Genomic DNA, 20,969 nt, shown 5'->3' with positions numbered 1-20,969 from the left:
AATATGAAAATATTACAAGAATTTAAAACATTTGCAATGCGTGGAAATGTTGTAGATTTAGCTGTGGGTGTGGTTATAGGAACTGCTTTTGGTAAGATTGTAAGCTCACTTGTGGCTGATATTATTATGCCTATTGTTGGAGTTTTAACAGGCGGAGTTGATTTTAGTGATTTAAAATTAGTTATTAAAGAAGGTGCTAAAGAAGCTGAAAATGTAACCGTTAATTATGGTTTATTTATTCAAAATATAGTTGATTTTTTAATCATTGCGTTTTCAATTTTCGTTGTTGTAAAGCTAATCAATAAGCTTAAAAAAGCAGAAAAAGAAGAAGAAAAACCAGCTCCTGCTCCTGCACCAAGCGAAGATATAGTGCTGCTAACAGAAATCAGAGATTTATTAAAAAATAAATAATTTTAAGCTAATCTTAATGATTAGCTTTTTATATTTTATTTTCTTCATTTTTCTTTAATCGGTAATTTTATAAGTTGTTAATATTTCTTACAATAAAATTTATATAAAAATAATAACTATATTTAATATATAAATATAAATGTTACAGCTTTAGTTATATAGCAAGTAGCTTATAATTTAGATAAATACACAAATATTATCAAGGTAATTTTATATATTTGATATTAAGTAGATAAATTTAACTTAAACAAATAAAAATTTATTTTAAATTTCTAAATAAGATTATTGTTAATTTTAAATCCAAATATTTTTACAAAATCGCAAAAATTATCTCATAAATTACACAAAAAGACTTAGTGTGTCTTTTGTTTTAGTTATTATTTAATTGCTTATTTTTTAATAAGAATTTATTTTAAGGAGAAGTAAATGAGATTTTCTTTAATTGAGGACAAATTTTCTATTAACGATGATGACCGTTGTCCTAATTGTGGTGAATATGGTCCTTGTAATTGTAATGATGATTATGGTGATGATGATTATGATTAAAAATAATTAGTATTAATACGCAAACTTTTAGCCAAACTTAATTTGTTTGGCTAATTTTGCGTATTTTAAATAAGGCTTGATTTATTTAGTATAAAGGAAAATAATTAAAATGAAAAAAATATTAGCAATAATTACTTTATTAACAACTACTATAAATGCTGCTTATATAGGTACATCTAGTACTTTTAGTAAACTTAAAATACAAAATCCTGAAGTAGATAAAATAGGTAGAATTAAAAATAAGAATAATAATCTTTATGATAGTTTTTATATAAATAATGTTTAAAGAATCATATAATGATTTACCTATAGGATTTGAGATATCAATTGGTGGTTCTGGATACGAAAGCGACATAATGCATCCTGAAGGTGGAGTAAAAAAAGTAGGTTATGTAAAACAAATTCATTCAAACTTCAATTTAATGTTGGCTTATAGTTTATATAACGAATTTAGCTTGTTTAAAATCAAAACAAATTTATTATTTGGCTATACTCGTACTAAATTTAAATATCACCTTGAAAAGTATGAGCTGTTAGGATATAAAATTGTTAATTTAGCTAATGAAAAAGAAAGATTAAATGGTGTGATTTATGGTTTTGATTCTATGATTTTATTTGATACTCTTTATTTGGAATTTGATTTATATGATAGGAAATATTTTAAAAATAAATATATAAAATCACTCAATAAAACTATAAAAACTCCTTTAGAATATAGTGCTACAATAGGCATTTATGATAATGAGTTATTTGGCTACAAGATAGGGTATAAAATAGGGTTAAAATATTTAAAACAATCTACTATTTATAGTAATAGACATGCTTTAGGTTTTGATTTAGCAATTAGCTTTTAACTAATTGCTAATTAATTTAATCTTCATAATTTTATCTTTTAATTTATGTAAAATTTATAAATATCTCATTTTAATCAAGTTAAAAGACATAGTATGTCTTTTGTATGTGTTAAAATATCAATACTTATTAAAGTAAGAATTTATTTTTAAGGAGAGAATATGAGTTACATTTGTTCTTATTGCGGTAATGAATATAGTTATTATGGTAAAAAATGTGTCTATAACGAAAAAGAAGGGGTTCATGTATATGTAAGAAAAAATTCTATTCCTGTATGTCGTTATTGTTGTAGGGAGGGAGATGGTATTTTTGGGAGTACATGTAGAAATAGTCCATATAGATATTGTCAAAGTATGTAAAGAGATTATTATTCATATTAGTTTAATAATTTAAGTGATACTTGATAATACAAATAGTAAGTATCATTATAGTAATTTTATTTATTTTGTTTAATTTAATAAATAAATGAAATTTTATTTTAAATTCTTTGGTTTGAAGGGTTTAAAATAAAATTATTAAGGAAAAATATGACACCATTAATCAAAATAAAAAGACCAACTTCAGAAGAAGTGAGAAAATATACTATAGAAAAAGTTGATGAGCACTATGAATTACAAGAGGTTGCCTTAAATAAATTGTTTTTCAAAACTTATCCAAAAAATGATGATATAAATGATATTTTGATAAAAGCATCATCATTAAACGATTTTTATAGCACAAATATTTTTTCAATTTTTCCTGTAGCTAAACATATAAAAGATTTAAATATTGATAAGAGTTTAGAAGATGGAGATTTAAGTTTGGTTAGTAAGATAGCAAGTGTAAATATAAATGGAGTAAATAAAAAATTTTATTCATTTGCTAGCAAATACTGCTCACATCACAAGCCAGAAAAATTTCCTATATATGATTATTATGTAGATACTATGTTAAAATATTTTCAAAAAACTGATAGTTTTTATAAGTCTAAAAAAATGGATTTAAAAAATTATGAGACTTTTTGTGATGTTATAAATGAGTTTATTAAATTTTATAGCTTAGGCGAGTTTAAAATCAAGCAAATTGATGTGTATTTGTGGCAATTAGGCAAAGCTGCGTTTCCAAGAAACTATAAAAAGAAAAGTAAGCAGTGAGATTACCAAGTACAGGAGATTTGTTAGTAGAAAGAATAATTGAGATATTAATAAGACTTTATAATAAAGAGCGTTTTAGCAAATCTGAATTAGCATTGGAATACGGAGTAAGTGAGCGAACCATTCAGCGTGATATTATGCAAAGATTAGGGCATTTATCTATTGCTAAAGATGAGAGCGGTAGGTATTACATAAAAGATAGTAAGATTTTAAAAACTTATAAAAACGACTATATAAATTTGTTAAAAAATATCATTGGGGGGGGGTATTTGCAATTGATTTTATAGAAAATTTTTCTGAGAGTAAGTATTTTCCTATAAAGTTTCAACCAATTAGTGAGGTTTGTAATATGAGTGATTTTACTAACCTATGCAGGGCTATTATCTTTCAAAAAATCATAAAAGTAAATTACGATAATAAGCTAAGAACCTTAAAACCATATAAGCTTATAAGTCGTTTAAGTACATGGTATCTACTAGCTACTGAAAATGGCACTATAAAAACCTTTGCATTATATAAATTAAAGGCTATAAATATATACAAAGATGAGTTTTCGCATGATAAAAAGGTCTTAGAAGAGCTTGAAAATGATAGTGATTTTTTTACTAGCTGTGATAGGATTGAAGCTATTTTAGAAGTTAGTGGCTTAGGAGTAGAGTATTTTTTAAACCATAAAATCCTAGCAAATCAAAAAATAATAAATAAAACTGATGATAAGCTCATAATCAGCACAATGATAAGTTATGATGATGAATTGCTTAGCGTGGTGTTTAGGTTTATACCTTATGTAAAAATTCTAGCTCCAAAAGAATTAGCACTTGAAAGTAAAAAGATAGTAAAAGAATATTTAGAGTATTTAAAATGATAATGAAATTAAGTATTTTAAAACATTAAGAATATAAAGTATTTTGCATATACTGCGAATATGTATTTCAAAATTTATTAAAAGATTATTAATATAAAAATTATTTTAATATTTGTAATTTTTAATAATTTTATATATATTTCTAATAAATTTCATAAATTATTGGCGGATTTAAATGTTAGAAAACGAAACTAGAGCAAAATACATTGATATAAAGCTAGAAAACGCTAGGTGGCTTAAGGAAAACATTAGGAAAGAGTATTATTTTACTGATGGTAGGATACTAAACTTAGTGATTATGCAATAGATTTTATGATTTAGATTTATTAGAAGGGTACAATTACTATAATAGCAAGAGTACCTTATATTCAAAAATCTAAATTTCAAACCTTTAAAGGTATTGTATAGTAAATTTAAATTCGTAATACATTATCACTTAGTTAATACCTTTAATTGAAAATACACTAATCTTATGTTTAGATGATTATTAATATATATAAGCTTTTCTATTGATATAGAACCTATATTTTTTAAAGCTACTTTTCTAATAAGATGATAATTTTCATCTTTTGAGTTTATATAATCTCTACTACCGTCCAATTTAGGTAAGAATAACGTAAAAAATAAATTTTCATCTTTAATATTTTCTATTTCTTTTTTTCTAATATCGTATATTCCACTATCATAGTTATTTTTATTGACATTTAAATAGTTTAATAAATCAGCTTTTTCAATTATACAATTCACTGTACCAATACCTTTTTTTATTTCAAAGAAGGCCTCTATGTCTTCGCAAGAATTAACACTTATATATAATTTTGCTTCCCCATGACCACAGCCATTTTTATTGTTAGGATATACAAAACAATCTGGAATTTTAATATCCTCAATACCACTATGTTTATTATATTGTTTTCCATCAATTATCTTATACATAATTCCTCCTATTTTAGTTATATTCTTATAATTATATATATAATAAGTTAATGGTGTTTATTGAGTTTTTCTATTTAAATCAACTTCGGAAATAGAATTTTATTCTTTATGATTAAAAGACAATTTTATGATAAAAATTTTTCTAACTTACATCGATTTTTAATAAATGTAAGTTAGAAAAGTACAAATAAAAACAGATATTTATCTAAATAAACTCATTTTTAAATAACACTACAAGTTTGTAAAAGTTCTAATATAACTTAGAATATGTATTTAATCGTATTTTCGTTTTTATGTTGTTTGTTAAGTTTTCTTAATTTGTAATTGGGTATATAATCATTATTTAACTTGATAAGTTTGATTATAAGTATTTAAGAGAACCTGCTAATTTATTAAATCATATAAAATCACTTATAAAAGATGAAAAAATGCATTATATTATGCTTGATGAAGTTTAGTTTTTAAAAAACTTTGAAGAGGTTTTAAACACGCTTTTATATTTTGATAATGTTGATGTGTATGTAACGGGCGGTATTCTAAGTTTTTATCAAGCGATGTTATAACGGAGTTTTGTGGTAGAGGAGATGAGCTATATTTATACCCACTTAGCTTTAAAGAATTTATGCAAACAAAAGATGATATAAATACAGCTTGGAATGAATAATAGTATGGGGCGGAATGCCATTTGTGGCGACTCTGCCTACACAAGAGCAAAAAAGTGCTTATTTGCAAAATCTTTTTAAGGAAGTTTATTTAAAAGATTTAATTGAAAGAACCAATATCAGCAAAACTTATGAACTAGAAAGCTTGTTAGATATTTTGGCTTTAAATATAGGAGCACTTGCAAACCCTAGCACCATAAAAAAAACATTTGCTAGTAAAGGCATAAAGATAAGCAATGTAACTATTAAAAATTATATAGATTTTTTACAAGATTGTTTTTTGATAAGTAGTGCAAATCGTTATGATGTAAAAGGGCGAAAATATATAGGCACTCCACTTAAATACTATTATGAAGATATAGGCTTAAGAAACGTTATGTTAAAGTATAGACAAATAAAATTAAAACACATATTAAGAAAATATAATCTACAAAGAGTTTAAATCTCGTGGATATATGGTATATGTGGGTGTGATAGAAGTGTATAAATGTAATATGGGAAAAACATTAATAAATCTTTAGAAGTTGATTTTGTAATAAACAAATCAGATGAAAGGATATATATTTAATCAGCTTTCAGTATGTCAAGCGAAGAAAAAAAAGGCTCAAGAAAAACAATCTTTAATAAACATAAAAGATAACTTTTATTAAAGTTAATCTACTTAATTTTACGATGATGATAGACTTTTACTATAAATCTACTTGATTTTTACTTGATGATAAATATTTAAAAGTATGATGGGTAAAGGACAAAAATGCAAAACAAAATAGACCAAATAACAGACATTTTAAGGCGTGATGATGGCATAAGTGGGGCTATGCATTATACGGAGCAAATTAGCTGGATACTATTTTTAAAATTCTTAGATGATTATGAAAAAGAGCTTGAAGATAAGGCGTTTTATGATGATAAAGAGTATGTAAGCATACTTGATAGCAAATTTGCTTGGAGCAGTTGGGCAGCACCTAAAAAAGAAGATGGCACACTAGATATTAAAAATGCCCTAAGCGGTGATGATTTGACTAAGTTTGTAAATAATGAGCTTTTTGTCTATTTAAAAAGCTTTAAAAATAACGATGATTTTAAAAGCATTGAGTATAAAATCGGTGGTATTTTTGAAAATATTGACAACAGAATAAGTAGCGGACACACGCTAAGAGATATCATAAATATCATTGATGAATGTAGCTTTAGCAAAGATGATGATGCGTTTGCACTAAGCCTAGTGTATGAAAAACTGCTAAAAGATATGGGGAGCGATGGGGGAAATAGTGGGGAGTTTTACACCCCAAGACCACTTATAAAAGCTATCGTTGAAGTGATAGACCCAAAGGCAAATGAGCGTGTGTATGACCCTGCCTGTGGTAGTTGTGGGTTTTTGTGTGAGAGCTTTTTGCATGTGATGAGAGATAAAACAAGCCTTAGCAATGATGAGATAGATTTTATGCAAAATGACGCCTTGCACGGCAAAGAAAAGACCCCACTAAGCTATGCAATGGGTGTGATGAATATGATTTTGCACGGCATAAAATCCCCAAATATCATTAAAACAAACACCCTAAATAAAAAAATCACCGACATAAGCGAAGATGATAGATATGAAATAATTCTAGCAAATCCACCATTTGGAGGCAAAGAAAAAGAGCAAATCCAAAACAACTTTTTAGTAAAATCAAACGCCACTGAGCTACTATTTTTACAACATATCCTAAAAAGCCTTAAGATAAACGGCAGATGTGCTGTGGTAGTGCCTGAAGGAGTGCTGTTTCAAAACTCAAACGCCTTTACAAGCGTAAAGCAAGATTTAGTAAATGAGTATAATTTAGAGTGTGTTTTAAGCCTTCCTAGTGGGGTATTTTTGCCTTATAGTGCTGTTAAAACTAATGTGCTGTTTTTCTCGCTTGGTAAAAGGTTTTTAAATGATAGTGATGAGGTGTATTATTATGAGCTAATACCACCTTATAAACTAACTAAAAATAAGCCTTTAGAGTATGAGCATTTTAAAGATTTTCTAGCTTGTGTTAAGGAGCGTAAGGTTACTAATAATTCTTGGCTTGTAAGTAAAAGCTAACTTGCTCTTAAAAACTATGATTTAAGTGCAAAAAATCCAAATATAAAAGAAGAAAAAGAGCTAAGAAGTGTAGATGAAATCCTAAAATCACTTAGCAAAAACCTAGCAAAATCAAACGAACTTTTAAAAAAGCTAGGTATTTAAGCTTTGTGGAAAAATATAATAAAAAAATCGTTGAGTGATTTTAATAAATATAAATTTTAATTATTTGCAGTGGAATTTAAAATAGGAATTTCGTTTGGTATTTGTAATTTAAGCTTATTTTGTATATGATAAATATTTTAAAAATTAAAAGGAAATAAAATGATTAAAACACCATCTAATTCAATAACTAAAAAAGTAGGTTTTATATTTTTACTTGCAATATTACTTCAAATACCATTGTTTTTCATAAACGGCATAATAAATGAGAGAAATGATACTTATGAAAATATGGTTGATACTCTAGGTAATGAATGGGGTCAAAAGCAAACAATACATGGGATTTTTCTAGTAATAAATGGCACTAAAGAACAAAATATAAAAGATGAAGAAGGCAATACGATTACGCAAAAAGTCCCTTACGAAAAAATCATAATCCCAAGCCAAATTGATGTAAAAATTGATATTTTAGATGAGGTTAGACAAAAAGGAATATATAAAGCTAGTGTTTATAACGCAAATATTAACATTGGTGGTAATTTTGCTGATTTAGATGAAAAATTACCGCAAGACTTTGATGAAATTTATTTATCTTTAGGTTTATTAGATGCAAAATCGTTAGTAAATATCTCAACTTTTAAACTAAATAGCATTGATTTAAAACCAAATGCAGGGACAAATAGTAAAAATTCTCATTTAAGATATGGAATTTCATCACTAATTAATAAAAATATGTTGAAAAATAATACACCTTTTGAAATTTCTTTCACATTAAGGGGCTCAAAAGGTATAGAGATACTTCCTTTAGCGCAAAAGAATACCTTAGATATTAATTCAAAAGAAAGCAAGCCTAGTTTTTATGGGACATTGCCTGTTAGCAAAAATCTTGATAATAACGGCTTTAATGCAAAATATGAAATTATGCCATTTACTATGAATTATCAAAAAGCTATAAATAATTCAAATCATTATCTAAATGATAATCTAATCGGTATTAATCTATACGAAGGAATTACTCATTATAGACAAGTAATAAGAGCTGCTAAATACGGCATATTATTTATAATGCTTAGCTTATTTGTGGTTTATGTTTTTGAAATTTTAGGCAAAAAACCAACTCATTATATCCAATACGGAGTTGTTGGATTTTCGCTAACTTTGTTTTATTTGGTTTTGCTTTCAATGTCAGAATATTTTAGTTTTGAACTTGCCTATATTATCGCTACATTAATGGTCGTAATACCAAACGCACTTTATATAAAAGCTCTTACAAATAGCAAAAAATTTGGCTTTGGAATGCTACTATTTTTAGGCGGTGTTTATGCAGTATTATTTTCTGTGCTTCAAATGGAGCAATTCGCACTAATTACTGGAACAATTCTTATAATGATAGTTTTATATGTTCTTATGTATATTACAAAAAATATTGATAATTTTTTGGATAAAAAGGCTGAATAATTAGGATATTAAAGGATAAAAAATATTGAAATTCCGATTTTAAATTCCGTTAAAATTTAATGTATTTTCAAGATATTTTAAAAGGAATTTAAATTAGGAATTTCAATTTTATTTTTAGTGATTTTTAAATTTAAATATTTTTGCTTTTAAGGATAACAAAATGGCTTTAAAAGGTTTTTTAGCAAAAGCTAATATGATTTTAAAAATACGCTTTTTTATCTAGCTTGGTTTTTGTTTTTTATACCATTTTATATAGGAGATTTTAGTTATATTCCTTGCTTTATATTTGCTTTTCTTTTTTCTAGGATTTATCTTTTGTTATCTCAAGATGATTTAGATAGTAAGATAATCTTGCAAGATAAGTTTTATTTACTTTTAAGACATATTTCGCTTTTTATATCGTGTGTTTGCCTTGCTAAGATTATTTATAATTTTTGTCTTTATGATAGAAGCGTTTATAAGAGCATTGATACTCTTAAAAATCTCGTGCCATTTGCGATATTTGGCTTCGTATATTTATATACTGCTAGAAAAAACTATAATGTTTATTTTAAAAAATACTTAGCTTTAACTTTGGCTATGCTTTGTGCTTGGTGGTATTATGATGATTTTTTAAAACAACCCAATGAGCTTATAACAAGGATTTTAAAATCAGACCTAAAGTGTAGTAACCTTGAAAGAGTTTGCCTTGTGCTTGATAAAAGCATATTAGATGATATAAATAATGATATAAAAGGCAAAAGCTATGATGAGATACAAAAGACTTTAAGCCAGTTAGAATTTAAAATGAAAAATGAATATTTTTATTTTACTAAAATACTTTTGGGCAAAAGTGTTAGCATTAGGCTTGAATTAGAAGATGATAAGATAATTGAGATTATAGTTTCTAGGTTTTAAATATCTAGCTAATTTTATAGTGCTAAAAATCTAAGTATAAAAGAAGAAAAATAATGAATAAATATAAAAAAATATGGCTTTCATAGAAAAGAATTTTAATAAAACTTATTCTTTATTTTCTAAATTGAAATGATTTTTGTTGCCATTGTAAATACTTTTACTTAGTAAAATGTGAAAAATTTAAGGAGTAGGTAATGAAAGTAATCATTGAAGCAAAAGCAAAAATTATGGCTGAAAACGAAAATCAAGCAAAAATCAATCAAGAGTTTTTTAAAAAATCTAATTTATATTGCCTTAATTTTATGAGCTCTCCTGGTAGTGGTAAAACCACTCTACTTGAGTATATTATAAAAAATAATTTATTAAAATTATGCGTAATTGAAGGGGATTTAGAGACTAATAAGGACGCTGATAGGATTATCAAAGCAGGTGCTAAAGCATATCAAATAAGCACAGGTCAAAGCTGTCATTTAGACGCAAAAATGATAGATTTAGCTCTAAAAAATCTTGATATTAGTAATTCAGAGTTTTGTGTAATAGAAAATATAGGCAACTTAGTATGCCCTGCATCATATAAATTGGGCGAGAATTTAAATGTTGTACTTTTATCAAGTCCTGAAGGAAGTGATAAAGTAGCAAAATATCCTGTTATGTTTAAAAGAGCTGATGTGATAGTTTTAACTAAAATGGATATAGCAAAATATTTTGATTTTAGCCTAGAAACTATCACACAAGAAGCAAAAAAATTAAATCCAAATGTAAAAATCTTTTGCGTAAGCAGCACTACAGGCGAAGGAATTACCGAGCTTTGTGAATATTTTAAATCTTTAAGGAGTTAATATGTGTTTATCTATACCATCAAAAGTTTTAAGTGTTGATGAAAATAATTTCGCCATGGTTGATACTTTAGGGATTAAGCGTGGGGTTAGCCTTGATTTGATACCTGAGCAGGTTAATGTGGGAGATTTTGTATTAATTCATGTTGGTTTTGCTATGCAAAAAATTGATGAAGCAGCTGCTAAAGAAAGCTTAGAATTATATAAGCAAATTGCAGATGAGATAGGTAGCGAAGAGATTGAAAGTAGGTTTTTATGAATTACATAAAAGAATATAAAGACGCAAATATTATTAATAATTTAAAAAAACTAATTAATAATGTTAAGCTTGATAGGGTTTATAATGTAATGGAGATTTGTGGCGGGCACACACATTCACTTATAAAATACTCAATCCCTTCTCTTTTGCCTAATATTAATTTTATTCATGGGCCAGGTTGTCCTGTTTGTGTAATGCCAAAAAGTAGGCTTGATGAAGCTATTTTTTTAGCAAGTATGGAAGGTGCTATTTTTTGCACGCTTGCTGATTTGATTAAAGTTCCTGCTAGTAATACGAGTTTAGAAAAATTAAGAGCACAAGGCAAGGATATTAGAGCGCTTTATAGCCCACTAGAAGTATTAAAAATCGCAAATGAAAATAAAGATAAAAAGATTATATTTTTTGCAATAGGTTTTGAAACTACTACTCCTATGAGTGCGGTTTTGATTGAAAAAGTGCTTGAAATGGGACTTAAAAATGTATTTTTTCATATAAATCATGTAAGAGTTCCTGAGCCTGTTGAAGCCTTATTAAATGATAAAGATTGTAATATTGATGGCTTTTTAGCCCCATCACATGTAAGCGTGATAATAGGAGAAAACGCGTATTTAAATATGGCTAATACTTATAAAAAACCATTTGCTATAAGTGGTTTTGAGCCTGTTGATTTAATGCACTCGCTATTAAATTTAAGCTTACAATTTAAGAATAAAACTCATAATGTTTATAATGAATATTCAAGATTAGTTAGTAAAAATGGTAATGAAAAAGCTAAAGAATTAATTGAAAAATACTTTAGGCGTGATGATTTTGAATTCCGTGGCTTAGGTGTTATTAGTAATGGCGGTTTGGAGCTAAAAGATGAATATGATTATATAAACGCAAAAAAAGTATTTGATATAAAAACAAATACAAAAGCAGAAAACAAAGCCTGTCTATGCCCTAAGATTTTAAAAGGACTTGCAAAGCCAACTGATTGCAAAGTTTTTGGTAATTTATGCACGCCTAATAATCCAATAGGAAGTTGTATGGTAAGTAGTGAAGGTGCTTGTGCTGCTTATTATAAATACAATAGAATTTAAATTAACTCCTTTTTATAGGAGTTAATATGATTATTTGCTTATAAATCTTAGCCAAATATAGCCTAATACAGCTGATACAAAAGAAGCACTAAGTATTGCTAATTTTGCGCTATTAAATAATTCAGGATTATTTTCAAATACAAGAGTGTTTATAAAAAAGCTCATAGTAAAACCAATACCTGTTAGTATGCAAACCCCATATAATTGAACTTTATTTGATGGTAATTTAAAGCCAAATTTACTAGCAATTAAGCAAAAGCTAAATACACCTAATTGTTTGCCTAAAAATAGACCTAAAAATACTCCAAAAAATACTGCATTAAAATCATTTAAATTAAGACCATTAATTAAAACTCCAGCATTAAATAAAGCAAATAAAGGCAATATAAAATAATTTATATAAGGTGTTAAATCGTGCATTATATGTTCTAAAAATTCTTTATTATCTTTAGTATTTAATGGTATAAAAAACGCACACGCCATACCAGCTAAAGTCGCATGAACTCCACTTTTAAGAACACAAACCCAAATAAATGCACCAATAATCACATAAAGGCTTTTTATACAAATATGCAAATAATTTAATAATAGCAAAATAGCTAAACCACAAGTAGCAAGGCTAAGACTTAAAATACTTAGCTCATTTGTATAAAATAAAGCGATTATAATAATTGCAGCAACATCATCAAATATTGCAAGGCTTAGTAAAAATATTGTTAAAGATTTTGGAATTTTATTTCCAAGTAATAATAAAACTCCTAAAGCAAAAGCAATATCAGTTGCAGTCGGTATCGCAAAGCCTTGTAAAGCAAAGCTATCGTTTATATTAATTAAACTATAAATTATAGCAGGGACAATTACTCCGCCAAGTGCTGCAATTAGTGGCAAACTAGCAGCTTTTATATTGCTTAATTCTCCTATTAGAATTTCTTTTTTAACTTCTAATCCAACCCAAAAGAAAAATATAGCCATAAGCCCATCATTTACCCATAAAGTAAGTGGTTTTATAAGGTTTAAATCTCCAAAAATCACACCTGCTTTATAATTAGTAATGAGTTCATAATAAGTGTTTAGATTTGAATTTTTAAGAGCTAAAGCAAGTATAGTCATAAAAATCAATAAAATTGGAGCAAAAAGCTCGTGAGTTATAATTTTTTTAAGCATAATATCTCCTTGTTAAAAATTATTTTTTAGCAAGAAAAGTTTGCAATACATTAAACGAAAGCTCATTTAAACATTGATAGGCAATGTTATTTTGCATTAGTTCATTTTTTGTTTTATTAGAAAATGTTTTTGTTAAAGAAAAGCAATTTTTAAAATCACTATTATTTAAACCACAAAATATTATTAATTTTTTATCATAAATGTTGCAAATTTGATTAATTTCTCCGATTACTTTTCCCATCAAACTTTGATTATCAAAAGCACCTTCTCCTGTTATTATTAAATCAGAGTTTTTAATTAACTCTTCAAGATTTAAAAGGTTTTTAATATATGAAAATCCACTTTCAAATTCTGCATTTAAAAATGCTTTAAAGCCAAAACCAAGTCCACCAGCAGCACCACAACCTTGAAATTGTGAATAATCTTTAGTTAAATATTTTTCACAAACTTTTGCAAAATTTTTTAAACCTAAATCAAGTATTTTAACTTCATTATCATTTGCACCTTTTTGCCTTGCATAGACATACGCTGCACCATTTTCTCCATATAATGGATTTTTAACATCACAAGCTATTTTAAAGCTACAGTTTTTAAGCTCTTTTAATACATTTTTATCATTTATTTTTGCAATTTTTATTAGATTTTCTCCGATAGGTTTTAAAATATTTTCAAATTCATCTAAAAACTCGTATCCTAAAGCGCTTAACATTCCTATTCCAGCATCATTTGTAGCCGAACCACCAATGCCTATTATAAACTCATTTGCACCATTATTAATAGCGTCTTTTATAGCAATACCTAGTGAAATTGTGCTAGTTTTGCAAGGATTTTTTTCATTTTCATTAAGAGCGATTAATCCTGCAAATTCTGCCATTTCAAAATATGCTTTATTTTCTTTTAAAAGATAATAACCCTTATAATCTCTAATACCATAAGCATTTTTTAAGTTTAAATAGATTTTTGTAGCATTGATTTTATCATTTATACTTTCTAAAAAACCTTCTCCACCATCAGAAATAGCTAGTTGAATTGAGTTTATATTTAATTTATCGCAAGATTTTTTGATAGCTTCGTTTGCTTGTTTTGAACTAAGAGAGCCTTTAAAACTATCACAAATAATTAATGCTTTCATTTTTTTATCCTTTTAATTACAAAATAAATTAGTAAAAAACTAAAAAATAAAGTAGCACTTATATCAAGTATAAATTCATTCATAAAAAATCTCCGTTTTTTTAGGTAGCATTAGGGTATTATCTGTGTATTTTAAATATTTTAGCTTTAGTGCATAAATTTTGTGATTTAGTGCAAAATTAGCAGCCTTATATGTATTTAAATAAAGCTTTTTTTGGGTTTCATTTGCTAATAATAATTTTCCTATTATTTGAACGCCTTTAATTGGATTGTTTGTATAAATTGCTGCACTTAATAATTCATCTAATTTAATATGCCTTGAAGTAGGCGATGAGATAAAAAGTAATGCTTCATTAATCTCATCAAATTTATAAAACAAAGTAGCCGAATAAGGCTCGTTTGTAGAAACTACGCAAATATTGTTAGAATTTAAAAACTCATTTATTTTAGATTTCAATATCAATACCAACAGGACAATGATCAGAGCCCATTACATCGCTTAATATAAAGGCGTCTTTTAAATAAGGGGTAAGATTATTTGATATGAAAAAATAATCAATTCTCCAACCAACATTTCTATTTCTAGCAGCTGCACGATAGCTCCACCACGAATATTTTTCAGGAATATCTCCGTTTATATATCTAAATGTATCAACAAATCCAGCATCAAGCAATCTATCAATCCACTCACGCTCAATTGGTAAAAATCCACTTGTTTTTTCATTAGCTTTTGGGTGAGTTAAATCTATTGGGCGGTGTGCTGTATTTACATCTCCACAAATTATGATTTTTTTGCCTTCTAATAATAATTTTTTTAAATATTCTAAAAAATCATCATAGAATTTCATTTTATAATCTAATCTTTCATCACCGCTTTGTCCGTTTGGAAAATATATATTAAACAAAACAATATCTTTAAAACTATGCTCTAAAACTCTTCCTTCATCATCAGGAAAAAATTGGGCAAATCTACTCTCGCATTCAAAATTTAAAAAGCTCATAACACCAGAGTATCCAGCTCTTTTTGCTGAATTTGATTTAATATCTTTAAAGCCTAAATTGTTTATATCTTTTGGAAATTTATCAGGTGTTGCTTTTATTTCTTGAATACCTAAAAAATCAGTAGGGTATTTTTCTAAAAATGAAAACCCATCTTTATCACAAATTGCTCTTAAACCATTTACATTCCACGAAATTAATCTCAAAACTATTCCTTAAATTAAGTTATTTATAATGATAAAAACTATACAAAAAGGTAGTAAATGTTAAAGATAAATCCAATTTTATTTAATTTTGTTTTAAGTGCATATATAATCACTTTGAATTATTTTTCTATGCTTACATTTTTGAGTAATAAAATAAGTGATATTTATTTTTTTACAATAGTAAATATTATATATTTTGCATTGATATTTTTAGTTGTTAATATATTATGTTTTTTTAGAATTTTGGCTTATATTTGTTCTATTATTTTAATAATATGCACTGGATTTAGTATATATTTTATTAAAACTTACAATGTAGTTATTGATGGAAATATGGTAGCTAATGTATTTTTAACAGACAAAAGAGAAATGAGCGATTTATTTTCTTTATCCTTTGTATTTTTTATATTATTAAGCGTTGTATTACCAATAATTTTGCTAAGATTTATTAGTATAAAAAAAGGTTGTTATATAGCTAAAATAGTTTCAATTATTTTAAGTGCTATATTGATTTTTGTCATAGTATTTACTAATTCTAGAACTTTTATACCTTTTATTAGAACTAATGATGACATAAGATATTACAATGTGCCATTTCATCAAATATATTCTGCTATTAAAATAACAAAATCAAAATTCACTCCTAAAGAAGAGATGGTAAAAATAGGGCTTGATGCTTCTATTCAAGATGATAATGAGAGTAAAACTTTTATTTTAGTAGTAGGAGAAACTGCAAGGGCAAAGAATTATTCTTTAGGCGGATATACTAAAAACGATACTAATTTTTATACTAAGAATTTAAATATTAATTATTTTAGTAATTTTACATCTTGCGGGACTGCCACTGCTCAATCTTTACCTTGTATGTTTTCATTGCATGATAGGGTGGATTTTAAAAAAGGTGAAAATTATGAGAATGTTTTAAATCTTTTAAATCGTTTTATTGATGTGCGTTGGATAGATAATAATTCTGGAGGTTGTCAAAATGTTTGTAATGACATTAATTCTATTATTAAAAGTAAAGATTATGATGGATGGTTAGTTGATGAAACTAAGAATATATTAAAAAGTAAAAAAGATAAAAATACATTAATAATAGTGCATTTGCAAGGTTCTCATGGACCAAGTTATTATCTTAGATATCCAAAAGAATTTGAAAAATTTACTCCAACTTGTAATACAAATAAATTGCAAGAATGTAGCGAAGATAATTTATATAACACTTATGATAACACCTTGCTTTATACTGATTTTATAGTGGCTAGTTTGATTGATGTTTTAAAGACTGATAATGCTGATAAAAAAGCTTTATTTTATCTAAGTGATCACGGAGAAAGTTTAGGAGAAAATGGGTTTTATTTGCACGGAATGCCATATTATTTAGCACCAAAAGAGCAAATTCAAATTCCGGCTATTTTATGGACTAATTATGAGTATAACAATAAAGATAAACTTGATTTTAAACTATCTCAAGATAATTTATTTAGTTCTTTATTAGGGTTTTTTAATATTTCTACAAAAGATTATAGGAAAAACTATGATTTATTTAGTATAGATTTAGAAAATAATTTATAAATAATATAAAAAATAAAATATTTATAAAATTTTTATTTAGTTTAATATTATTTTAATAATTGTGTGGTTATAATACGCCATTCCTTGTTTTAAAGGGTTGCAGCTAATAAATCGTTAATCATTTTTCAACTATACTCCTAAATGCAACCCTTTTAATCTCTTCAATATTTACGATTTTTACATATTATTTTTACTTTAATTTATTTGATATTTTTAAGGAGATTGTATGAGAAAAATATTATTAGCTTTAGGTATTTTGGTATCTTTAAGTGCTAATGAAAGTTTGTTTGAAAAGGGTGAATATAAAAAAGCTTATCCTAATTTTAAACAAGAATGTAATAAAGATAATTCTAATGCTTGTTATAGATTAGGAGAGATGAATGAATTTGGATTAGGAACGGGGATTTCTTATTCTTATGCTTATAAATATTATAAAAAATCTTGTGATTTGAATAATAAAAAAGCTTGTGGAAGTCTTGGAAAAATGTATTATCTAGGGCTTGGTGTTAATAAGGATATAAAAAAAGCTAATGATTTATTAGATAATGCTTGTAAGAATGACATTTATGAAGCTTGTGATAATTATGCTTATTTACAAAAAAAAGAATATAAAGAATTTAAACAAGACGAATTATTTAAAGCTTGCAATGGTGGAATTGCTAATTCTTGTATAGAACTTGCTAATAATTTAAATCCTAATCAAGGAATTGATTTTTATTTAAGAGCTTGTGGTTTAGGCGATGATTATGGTTGTCAGATGGTGTCAAATTGGTATTTAACTACCCAAGTTGTTAATAATAAAATATCTAATTTTTCTGATTTAAGCGATAAAGAGTGTAATAATAAAAATTATAAAGCTTGCAAGTCAATAGGAGATGTTTATAGATATTTAAACAATATAGAAAAAACTCAAATGTATTATGAGCAAGGTTGCGAATTAGATGATAAAGATTCTTGTGCTAGCTTAGCGGTATTACAAGAACATAATAATGATTTTGAAAAAGCTATAAAAAACTATGAAAAATCTTGTAAGATTGGCGATGGTTATTCTTGTTCTAGACTTGGATATATGTATGAAGATGGATTAAAAGATAATGATAAGACATATATCAAAACAGATTCTTCTAAATCAAAAAAATTCTTTCAAAAAGCTTGCGAATTAGGTTTTACTAAAGCTTGTAATTAATATTTTATACATTTTTTTTGCCTTTTTTTGTAAAAATTATATTTTTGCACTGAAGGGCAATAATAGAATTTATATATTTTCGTTAAATTAACCTTGTTTTGAAATTCAACAAGGAGAAATATTATGGCGGAAGCTGGAAAAATTATTAAATTAATAGGCGATGTTAAAGCTATTAATGTTAATGGTGAGAAGTCACTAAATGTAGGCGATGCAGTATCACTAAATGATACTATTAGAACAATCGGAAAAGATACAAGTGTTGATATAGAACTTAGCAGTGGCAAAGTTTTACATATTGTAGGAGATAATGTTGCAAAGATTGATAATAGTATTTTAACAAGTGAAAGCTTTGAAAATGAAGCTGCAATTGATGATAAAATCAATAACTTAATCAATAACTTAGTAAATAACAATGGAGAAATAGAATTAGACGCAACTGCTGCTGGTGAAGCTGGTGCTGCTGGTGCTACTGGAACATTAAATGATGTTGTGTTTGATCAATCAGGTAGCGAAAGCACAGTTTATGCAGATGTATTATCAAGAGAAGTTGATAATAATGTTATTACTAACTTTAACAACAACGGCTTAGGTGCTGCAAATCTTAATGATTTATTAGCACAAGGTAATCAAGTAACACCTGAAATTAATGGAGAAGCTAACAATGGCGAAATTCCTACAATTCCAGGAAATAATGGTGCTAATGACAATGTAGTTCCTGAAAATCCAGAAAACAATACAGGAAACAATACTCAACCTGAAGTTAAACCTGAAGAAGATAAAACTGAAGATAATAAACAACCAGAAGTAAAACCTGAAGAAAAACCTGAAAATACTGAAGATGTTGTAACTCCTGAAGTTAAACCTGAAGAAGATAAAACTGAAGACAATAAACAACCTGAAGTTAAACCTGAAGATAAACCTGAAAACACTGAAGATGTTGTAATTCCAGAAGTAAAACCTGAAGAAAAACCTGAAAATACTGAAGATGTTGTAACTCCTGAAGTAAAACCTGAAGAAGATAAAACTGAAGACAATAAACAACCTGAAGTAAAACCTGAAGATAAACCTGAAAATACTGAAGATGTTGTAACTCCTGAAGTTAAACCTGAACCAACTCCAGTTGTTCCTGAAGATAAACCAGTTGATAATGTTATCCCATCTACTCCATTAAACCCTGCTACTAAACTATTTACAGATATTCTTATTACTTCAATCAATGGTGATAATACAGCAGTTGATGATAGAGCAGAAGTTAGTGAAGGAAAATTAGTAATTACTGCTAAATTAGATGACTTCAAAGGCAAAGAAGGCGAATACACATTTACAGTAAATAGCAATTTAAACAATGCAGGTTTAGAGCAAAAAGTTACAGCTTATGTAAATGCTAATGGTGAATTTACATTTACAATGGATTCTAATGTTGTAAATAACGAACAAGGAATGATTAAATTAAGTATAGGTAGCGTAAGCGATACAGCAAATATATTTTATGTTCCAGCTACTCCTGATAATACAGATGATAAACCAGTTGATGTTGTAACTCCAGAAGTTAAACCTGAAGATAAACCTGAAAATACTGAAGACAATAAACAACCTGAAGTTAAACCTGAAGCTCCACTATTTGATAAACTTGTAATTACAGAAGTAAATGGAGATGAATCTTTAAGTGATAAATTAGCTAAAGTAGATAATAATGAATTAGTAATAAAAGCTAAACTAGAAGGCTTTACAGGTAATGCGGGTGATTATATATTTACAATAGGAAGCAATATAATAGGTGCTACAAATAGTGTTGTATCTAAGGCTTATGTAGATGAGAATGGTAATTTCACAATTACATTAGATTCTAATATAGTTAATCAAGAAACTGGTTTAATTAGCGTTAGTTTAGATGATAAACATGATATTGTAAGGGTTGAATATAATGCACCTGTAGTTGAGGCAGTAGATGCAGATATTAAGGTAGATATATTTGACAATAAAGGCACAAATATTGAAGATACATTAAATAACAATAAAGAATTAACAATAAGCGGTAGTGTATCTCCTGTAGATGCTAACGGAAATAAAGTTGAATTAAATCCTGATAACGCAACTATTACAATTAATGGTGAAAAAGTAAATGCTACAATCAATCCAGATGGCTCATTTACAACTACTTATACTCCAGAAAAAGATGGAGAAGTTAAGGTAGAAGTAACTTATAATGTAAATGATAAAATAGTATCTGATGTTGCTACAACGACAATAGACACTACAGCTCCATTATTAGGAGAATTAACAGGAACTCCAGATTTAAATGGTAATTATGTTGTAGAAGGTAAAACAGAGCCAAATGCAGTGGTAACAATAAATGGTAAAACTGAAGTAAAAGCTGATGCTGATGGTAACTTTAAAGCAACATTAAATGATGTAAAAGATGGTGAAAAATTAGAATTAGTAGCTAAAGATGAAGCTGGAAATATTAGTAATGTTGGCACAATAAACGCTAAGTTAGATACTAAAGAAGGCACTTTAGAATTTAAAGTATTCCAAGGTGATGAAGATGGATTCTTTAAT

Annotated in this window: 20 protein-coding genes and 2 pseudogenes; 17 read left to right on the top strand and 5 right to left on the bottom strand. The window is 26.9% G+C overall.

Going from position 1 to position 20,969, the window contains the following annotated elements; all coding sequences use genetic code 11:
- Positions 1-3 precede the first annotated feature (3 nt).
- From mscL to AVBRAN12640_RS05085, 7 genes and pseudogenes are all read left to right on the top strand, one after another.
- Positions 4-411, top strand: coding sequence for a large-conductance mechanosensitive channel protein MscL (gene mscL / locus AVBRAN12640_RS05115; RefSeq protein WP_214117937.1), 408 nt, complete (start codon positions 4-6; stop codon positions 409-411).
- A gap of 655 nt (positions 412-1,066) precedes the next feature.
- A complete protein-coding gene (locus tag AVBRAN12640_RS05110; protein ID WP_336608674.1) occupies positions 1,067-1,243 on the top strand; it encodes a hypothetical protein in 177 nt (58 codons plus the stop codon).
- On the top strand, positions 1,236-1,811 hold the full coding sequence (locus AVBRAN12640_RS05105) for a hypothetical protein (protein ID WP_336608675.1): 576 nt from the start codon (positions 1,236-1,238) through the stop codon (positions 1,809-1,811). Before AVBRAN12640_RS05110 ends, AVBRAN12640_RS05105 begins: the two co-directional genes overlap by 8 nt.
- Positions 1,812-2,336: 525 nt before the next feature.
- Positions 2,337-2,942: a hypothetical protein gene (locus AVBRAN12640_RS05100; RefSeq protein ID WP_336608676.1), complete on the top strand. Its 606-nt coding sequence runs from the start codon at positions 2,337-2,339 to the stop codon at positions 2,940-2,942.
- A complete protein-coding gene (locus AVBRAN12640_RS05095) occupies positions 2,939-3,229 on the top strand; it encodes an HTH domain-containing protein (protein WP_336608677.1) in 291 nt (96 codons plus the stop codon). The genes AVBRAN12640_RS05100 and AVBRAN12640_RS05095 overlap by 4 nt, the downstream gene beginning before the upstream one ends.
- 62 nt (positions 3,230-3,291) lie before the next feature.
- On the top strand, positions 3,292-3,807 hold the full coding sequence (locus AVBRAN12640_RS05090) for a WYL domain-containing protein (protein WP_336608678.1): 516 nt from the start codon (positions 3,292-3,294) through the stop codon (positions 3,805-3,807).
- 175 nt (positions 3,808-3,982) lie between these two features.
- A pseudogene (locus AVBRAN12640_RS05085) lies at positions 3,983-4,093 on the top strand (DEAD/DEAH box helicase family protein); the annotation flags it as partial.
- A gap of 146 nt (positions 4,094-4,239) precedes the next feature.
- On the opposite strand, the gene AVBRAN12640_RS05080 reads toward AVBRAN12640_RS05085, so the two are convergent.
- Positions 4,240-4,743, bottom strand: coding sequence for a hypothetical protein (locus AVBRAN12640_RS05080; RefSeq protein ID WP_336608680.1), 504 nt, complete (start codon positions 4,741-4,743; stop codon positions 4,240-4,242).
- Between the two features lie 678 nt (positions 4,744-5,421).
- Between AVBRAN12640_RS05080 and AVBRAN12640_RS05075 the strand changes: the two genes are divergently transcribed.
- The 7 genes and pseudogenes from AVBRAN12640_RS05075 to hypD all read left to right on the top strand — a co-directional run bounded on the left by AVBRAN12640_RS05075 (position 5,422) and on the right by hypD (position 12,149).
- Complete coding sequence (locus AVBRAN12640_RS05075; protein WP_336608681.1) at positions 5,422-5,847, top strand: DUF4143 domain-containing protein; 426 nt, start codon at positions 5,422-5,424, stop codon at positions 5,845-5,847.
- A 312-nt stretch (positions 5,848-6,159) separates the two neighbouring features.
- Positions 6,160-7,620, top strand: a pseudogene (locus AVBRAN12640_RS05070) (type I restriction-modification system subunit M).
- A 159-nt stretch (positions 7,621-7,779) separates the two neighbouring features.
- A complete protein-coding gene (gene creD, locus AVBRAN12640_RS05065; RefSeq protein ID WP_336608682.1) occupies positions 7,780-9,075 on the top strand; it encodes a cell envelope integrity protein CreD in 1,296 nt (431 codons plus the stop codon).
- A 315-nt stretch (positions 9,076-9,390) separates the two neighbouring features.
- Positions 9,391-9,972, top strand: a complete 582-nt coding sequence (locus tag AVBRAN12640_RS05060) for a hypothetical protein (RefSeq protein ID WP_336608683.1) — start codon at positions 9,391-9,393, stop codon at positions 9,970-9,972.
- A 194-nt stretch (positions 9,973-10,166) separates the two neighbouring features.
- Positions 10,167-10,811, top strand: coding sequence for a hydrogenase nickel incorporation protein HypB (gene hypB, locus AVBRAN12640_RS05055; RefSeq protein WP_336608684.1), 645 nt, complete (start codon positions 10,167-10,169; stop codon positions 10,809-10,811).
- Between the two features lies 1 nt (position 10,812).
- A complete protein-coding gene (locus AVBRAN12640_RS05050; protein WP_239802676.1) occupies positions 10,813-11,067 on the top strand; it encodes a HypC/HybG/HupF family hydrogenase formation chaperone in 255 nt (84 codons plus the stop codon).
- Positions 11,064-12,149 carry a hydrogenase formation protein HypD gene (gene hypD, locus AVBRAN12640_RS05045; protein WP_214120190.1) on the top strand — a complete coding sequence of 362 codons (1,086 nt, stop codon included), beginning with the start codon at positions 11,064-11,066 and terminating at the stop codon, positions 12,147-12,149. Before AVBRAN12640_RS05050 ends, hypD begins: the two co-directional genes overlap by 4 nt.
- A 30-nt stretch (positions 12,150-12,179) precedes the next feature.
- Here the strand turns inward: hypD and nhaA are convergent, their stop codons facing one another.
- The 4 genes from nhaA to AVBRAN12640_RS05025 all read right to left on the bottom strand — a co-directional run bounded on the left by nhaA (position 12,180) and on the right by AVBRAN12640_RS05025 (position 15,649).
- A complete protein-coding gene (gene nhaA / locus AVBRAN12640_RS05040; protein ID WP_214117954.1) occupies positions 12,180-13,313 on the bottom strand; it encodes a Na+/H+ antiporter NhaA in 1,134 nt (377 codons plus the stop codon).
- Between the two features lie 19 nt (positions 13,314-13,332).
- Entirely contained in the window at positions 13,333-14,445 is a 1,113-nt protein-coding gene (locus AVBRAN12640_RS05035) for a glycerate kinase family protein (protein ID WP_336608685.1), read from the bottom strand.
- A 75-nt stretch (positions 14,446-14,520) separates the two neighbouring features.
- Positions 14,521-14,901: a hypothetical protein gene (locus AVBRAN12640_RS05030; RefSeq protein WP_214117956.1), complete on the bottom strand. Its 381-nt coding sequence runs from the start codon at positions 14,899-14,901 to the stop codon at positions 14,521-14,523.
- Positions 14,891-15,649, bottom strand: coding sequence for an exodeoxyribonuclease III (locus AVBRAN12640_RS05025; RefSeq protein ID WP_214117957.1), 759 nt, complete (start codon positions 15,647-15,649; stop codon positions 14,891-14,893). Before AVBRAN12640_RS05025 ends, AVBRAN12640_RS05030 begins: the two co-directional genes overlap by 11 nt.
- 57 nt (positions 15,650-15,706) lie before the next feature.
- Between AVBRAN12640_RS05025 and AVBRAN12640_RS05020 the strand changes: the two genes are divergently transcribed.
- From AVBRAN12640_RS05020 to AVBRAN12640_RS05010, 3 genes are all read left to right on the top strand, one after another.
- Positions 15,707-17,224 (top strand): phosphoethanolamine transferase, encoded by a 1,518-nt coding sequence (locus AVBRAN12640_RS05020; RefSeq protein WP_336608686.1) that lies wholly within the window; start codon positions 15,707-15,709, stop codon positions 17,222-17,224.
- Between the two features lie 226 nt (positions 17,225-17,450).
- Positions 17,451-18,410 (top strand): tetratricopeptide repeat protein, encoded by a 960-nt coding sequence (locus AVBRAN12640_RS05015; protein WP_214117959.1) that lies wholly within the window; start codon positions 17,451-17,453, stop codon positions 18,408-18,410.
- Positions 18,411-18,533: 123 nt separating this feature from the next.
- A partial coding sequence (locus AVBRAN12640_RS05010; protein ID WP_336608687.1) for an Ig-like domain-containing protein occupies positions 18,534-20,969 on the top strand: 2,436 nt, incomplete at its 3' end.

This window comes from Campylobacter sp. RM12640, from assembly GCF_020137595.1.
Lineage (GTDB): Bacteria > Campylobacterota > Campylobacteria > Campylobacterales > Campylobacteraceae > Campylobacter_E.
The sequence above is the reverse complement of the archived record's forward strand: the minus strand, read 5'-3'. Positions and strand labels throughout refer to the sequence as shown.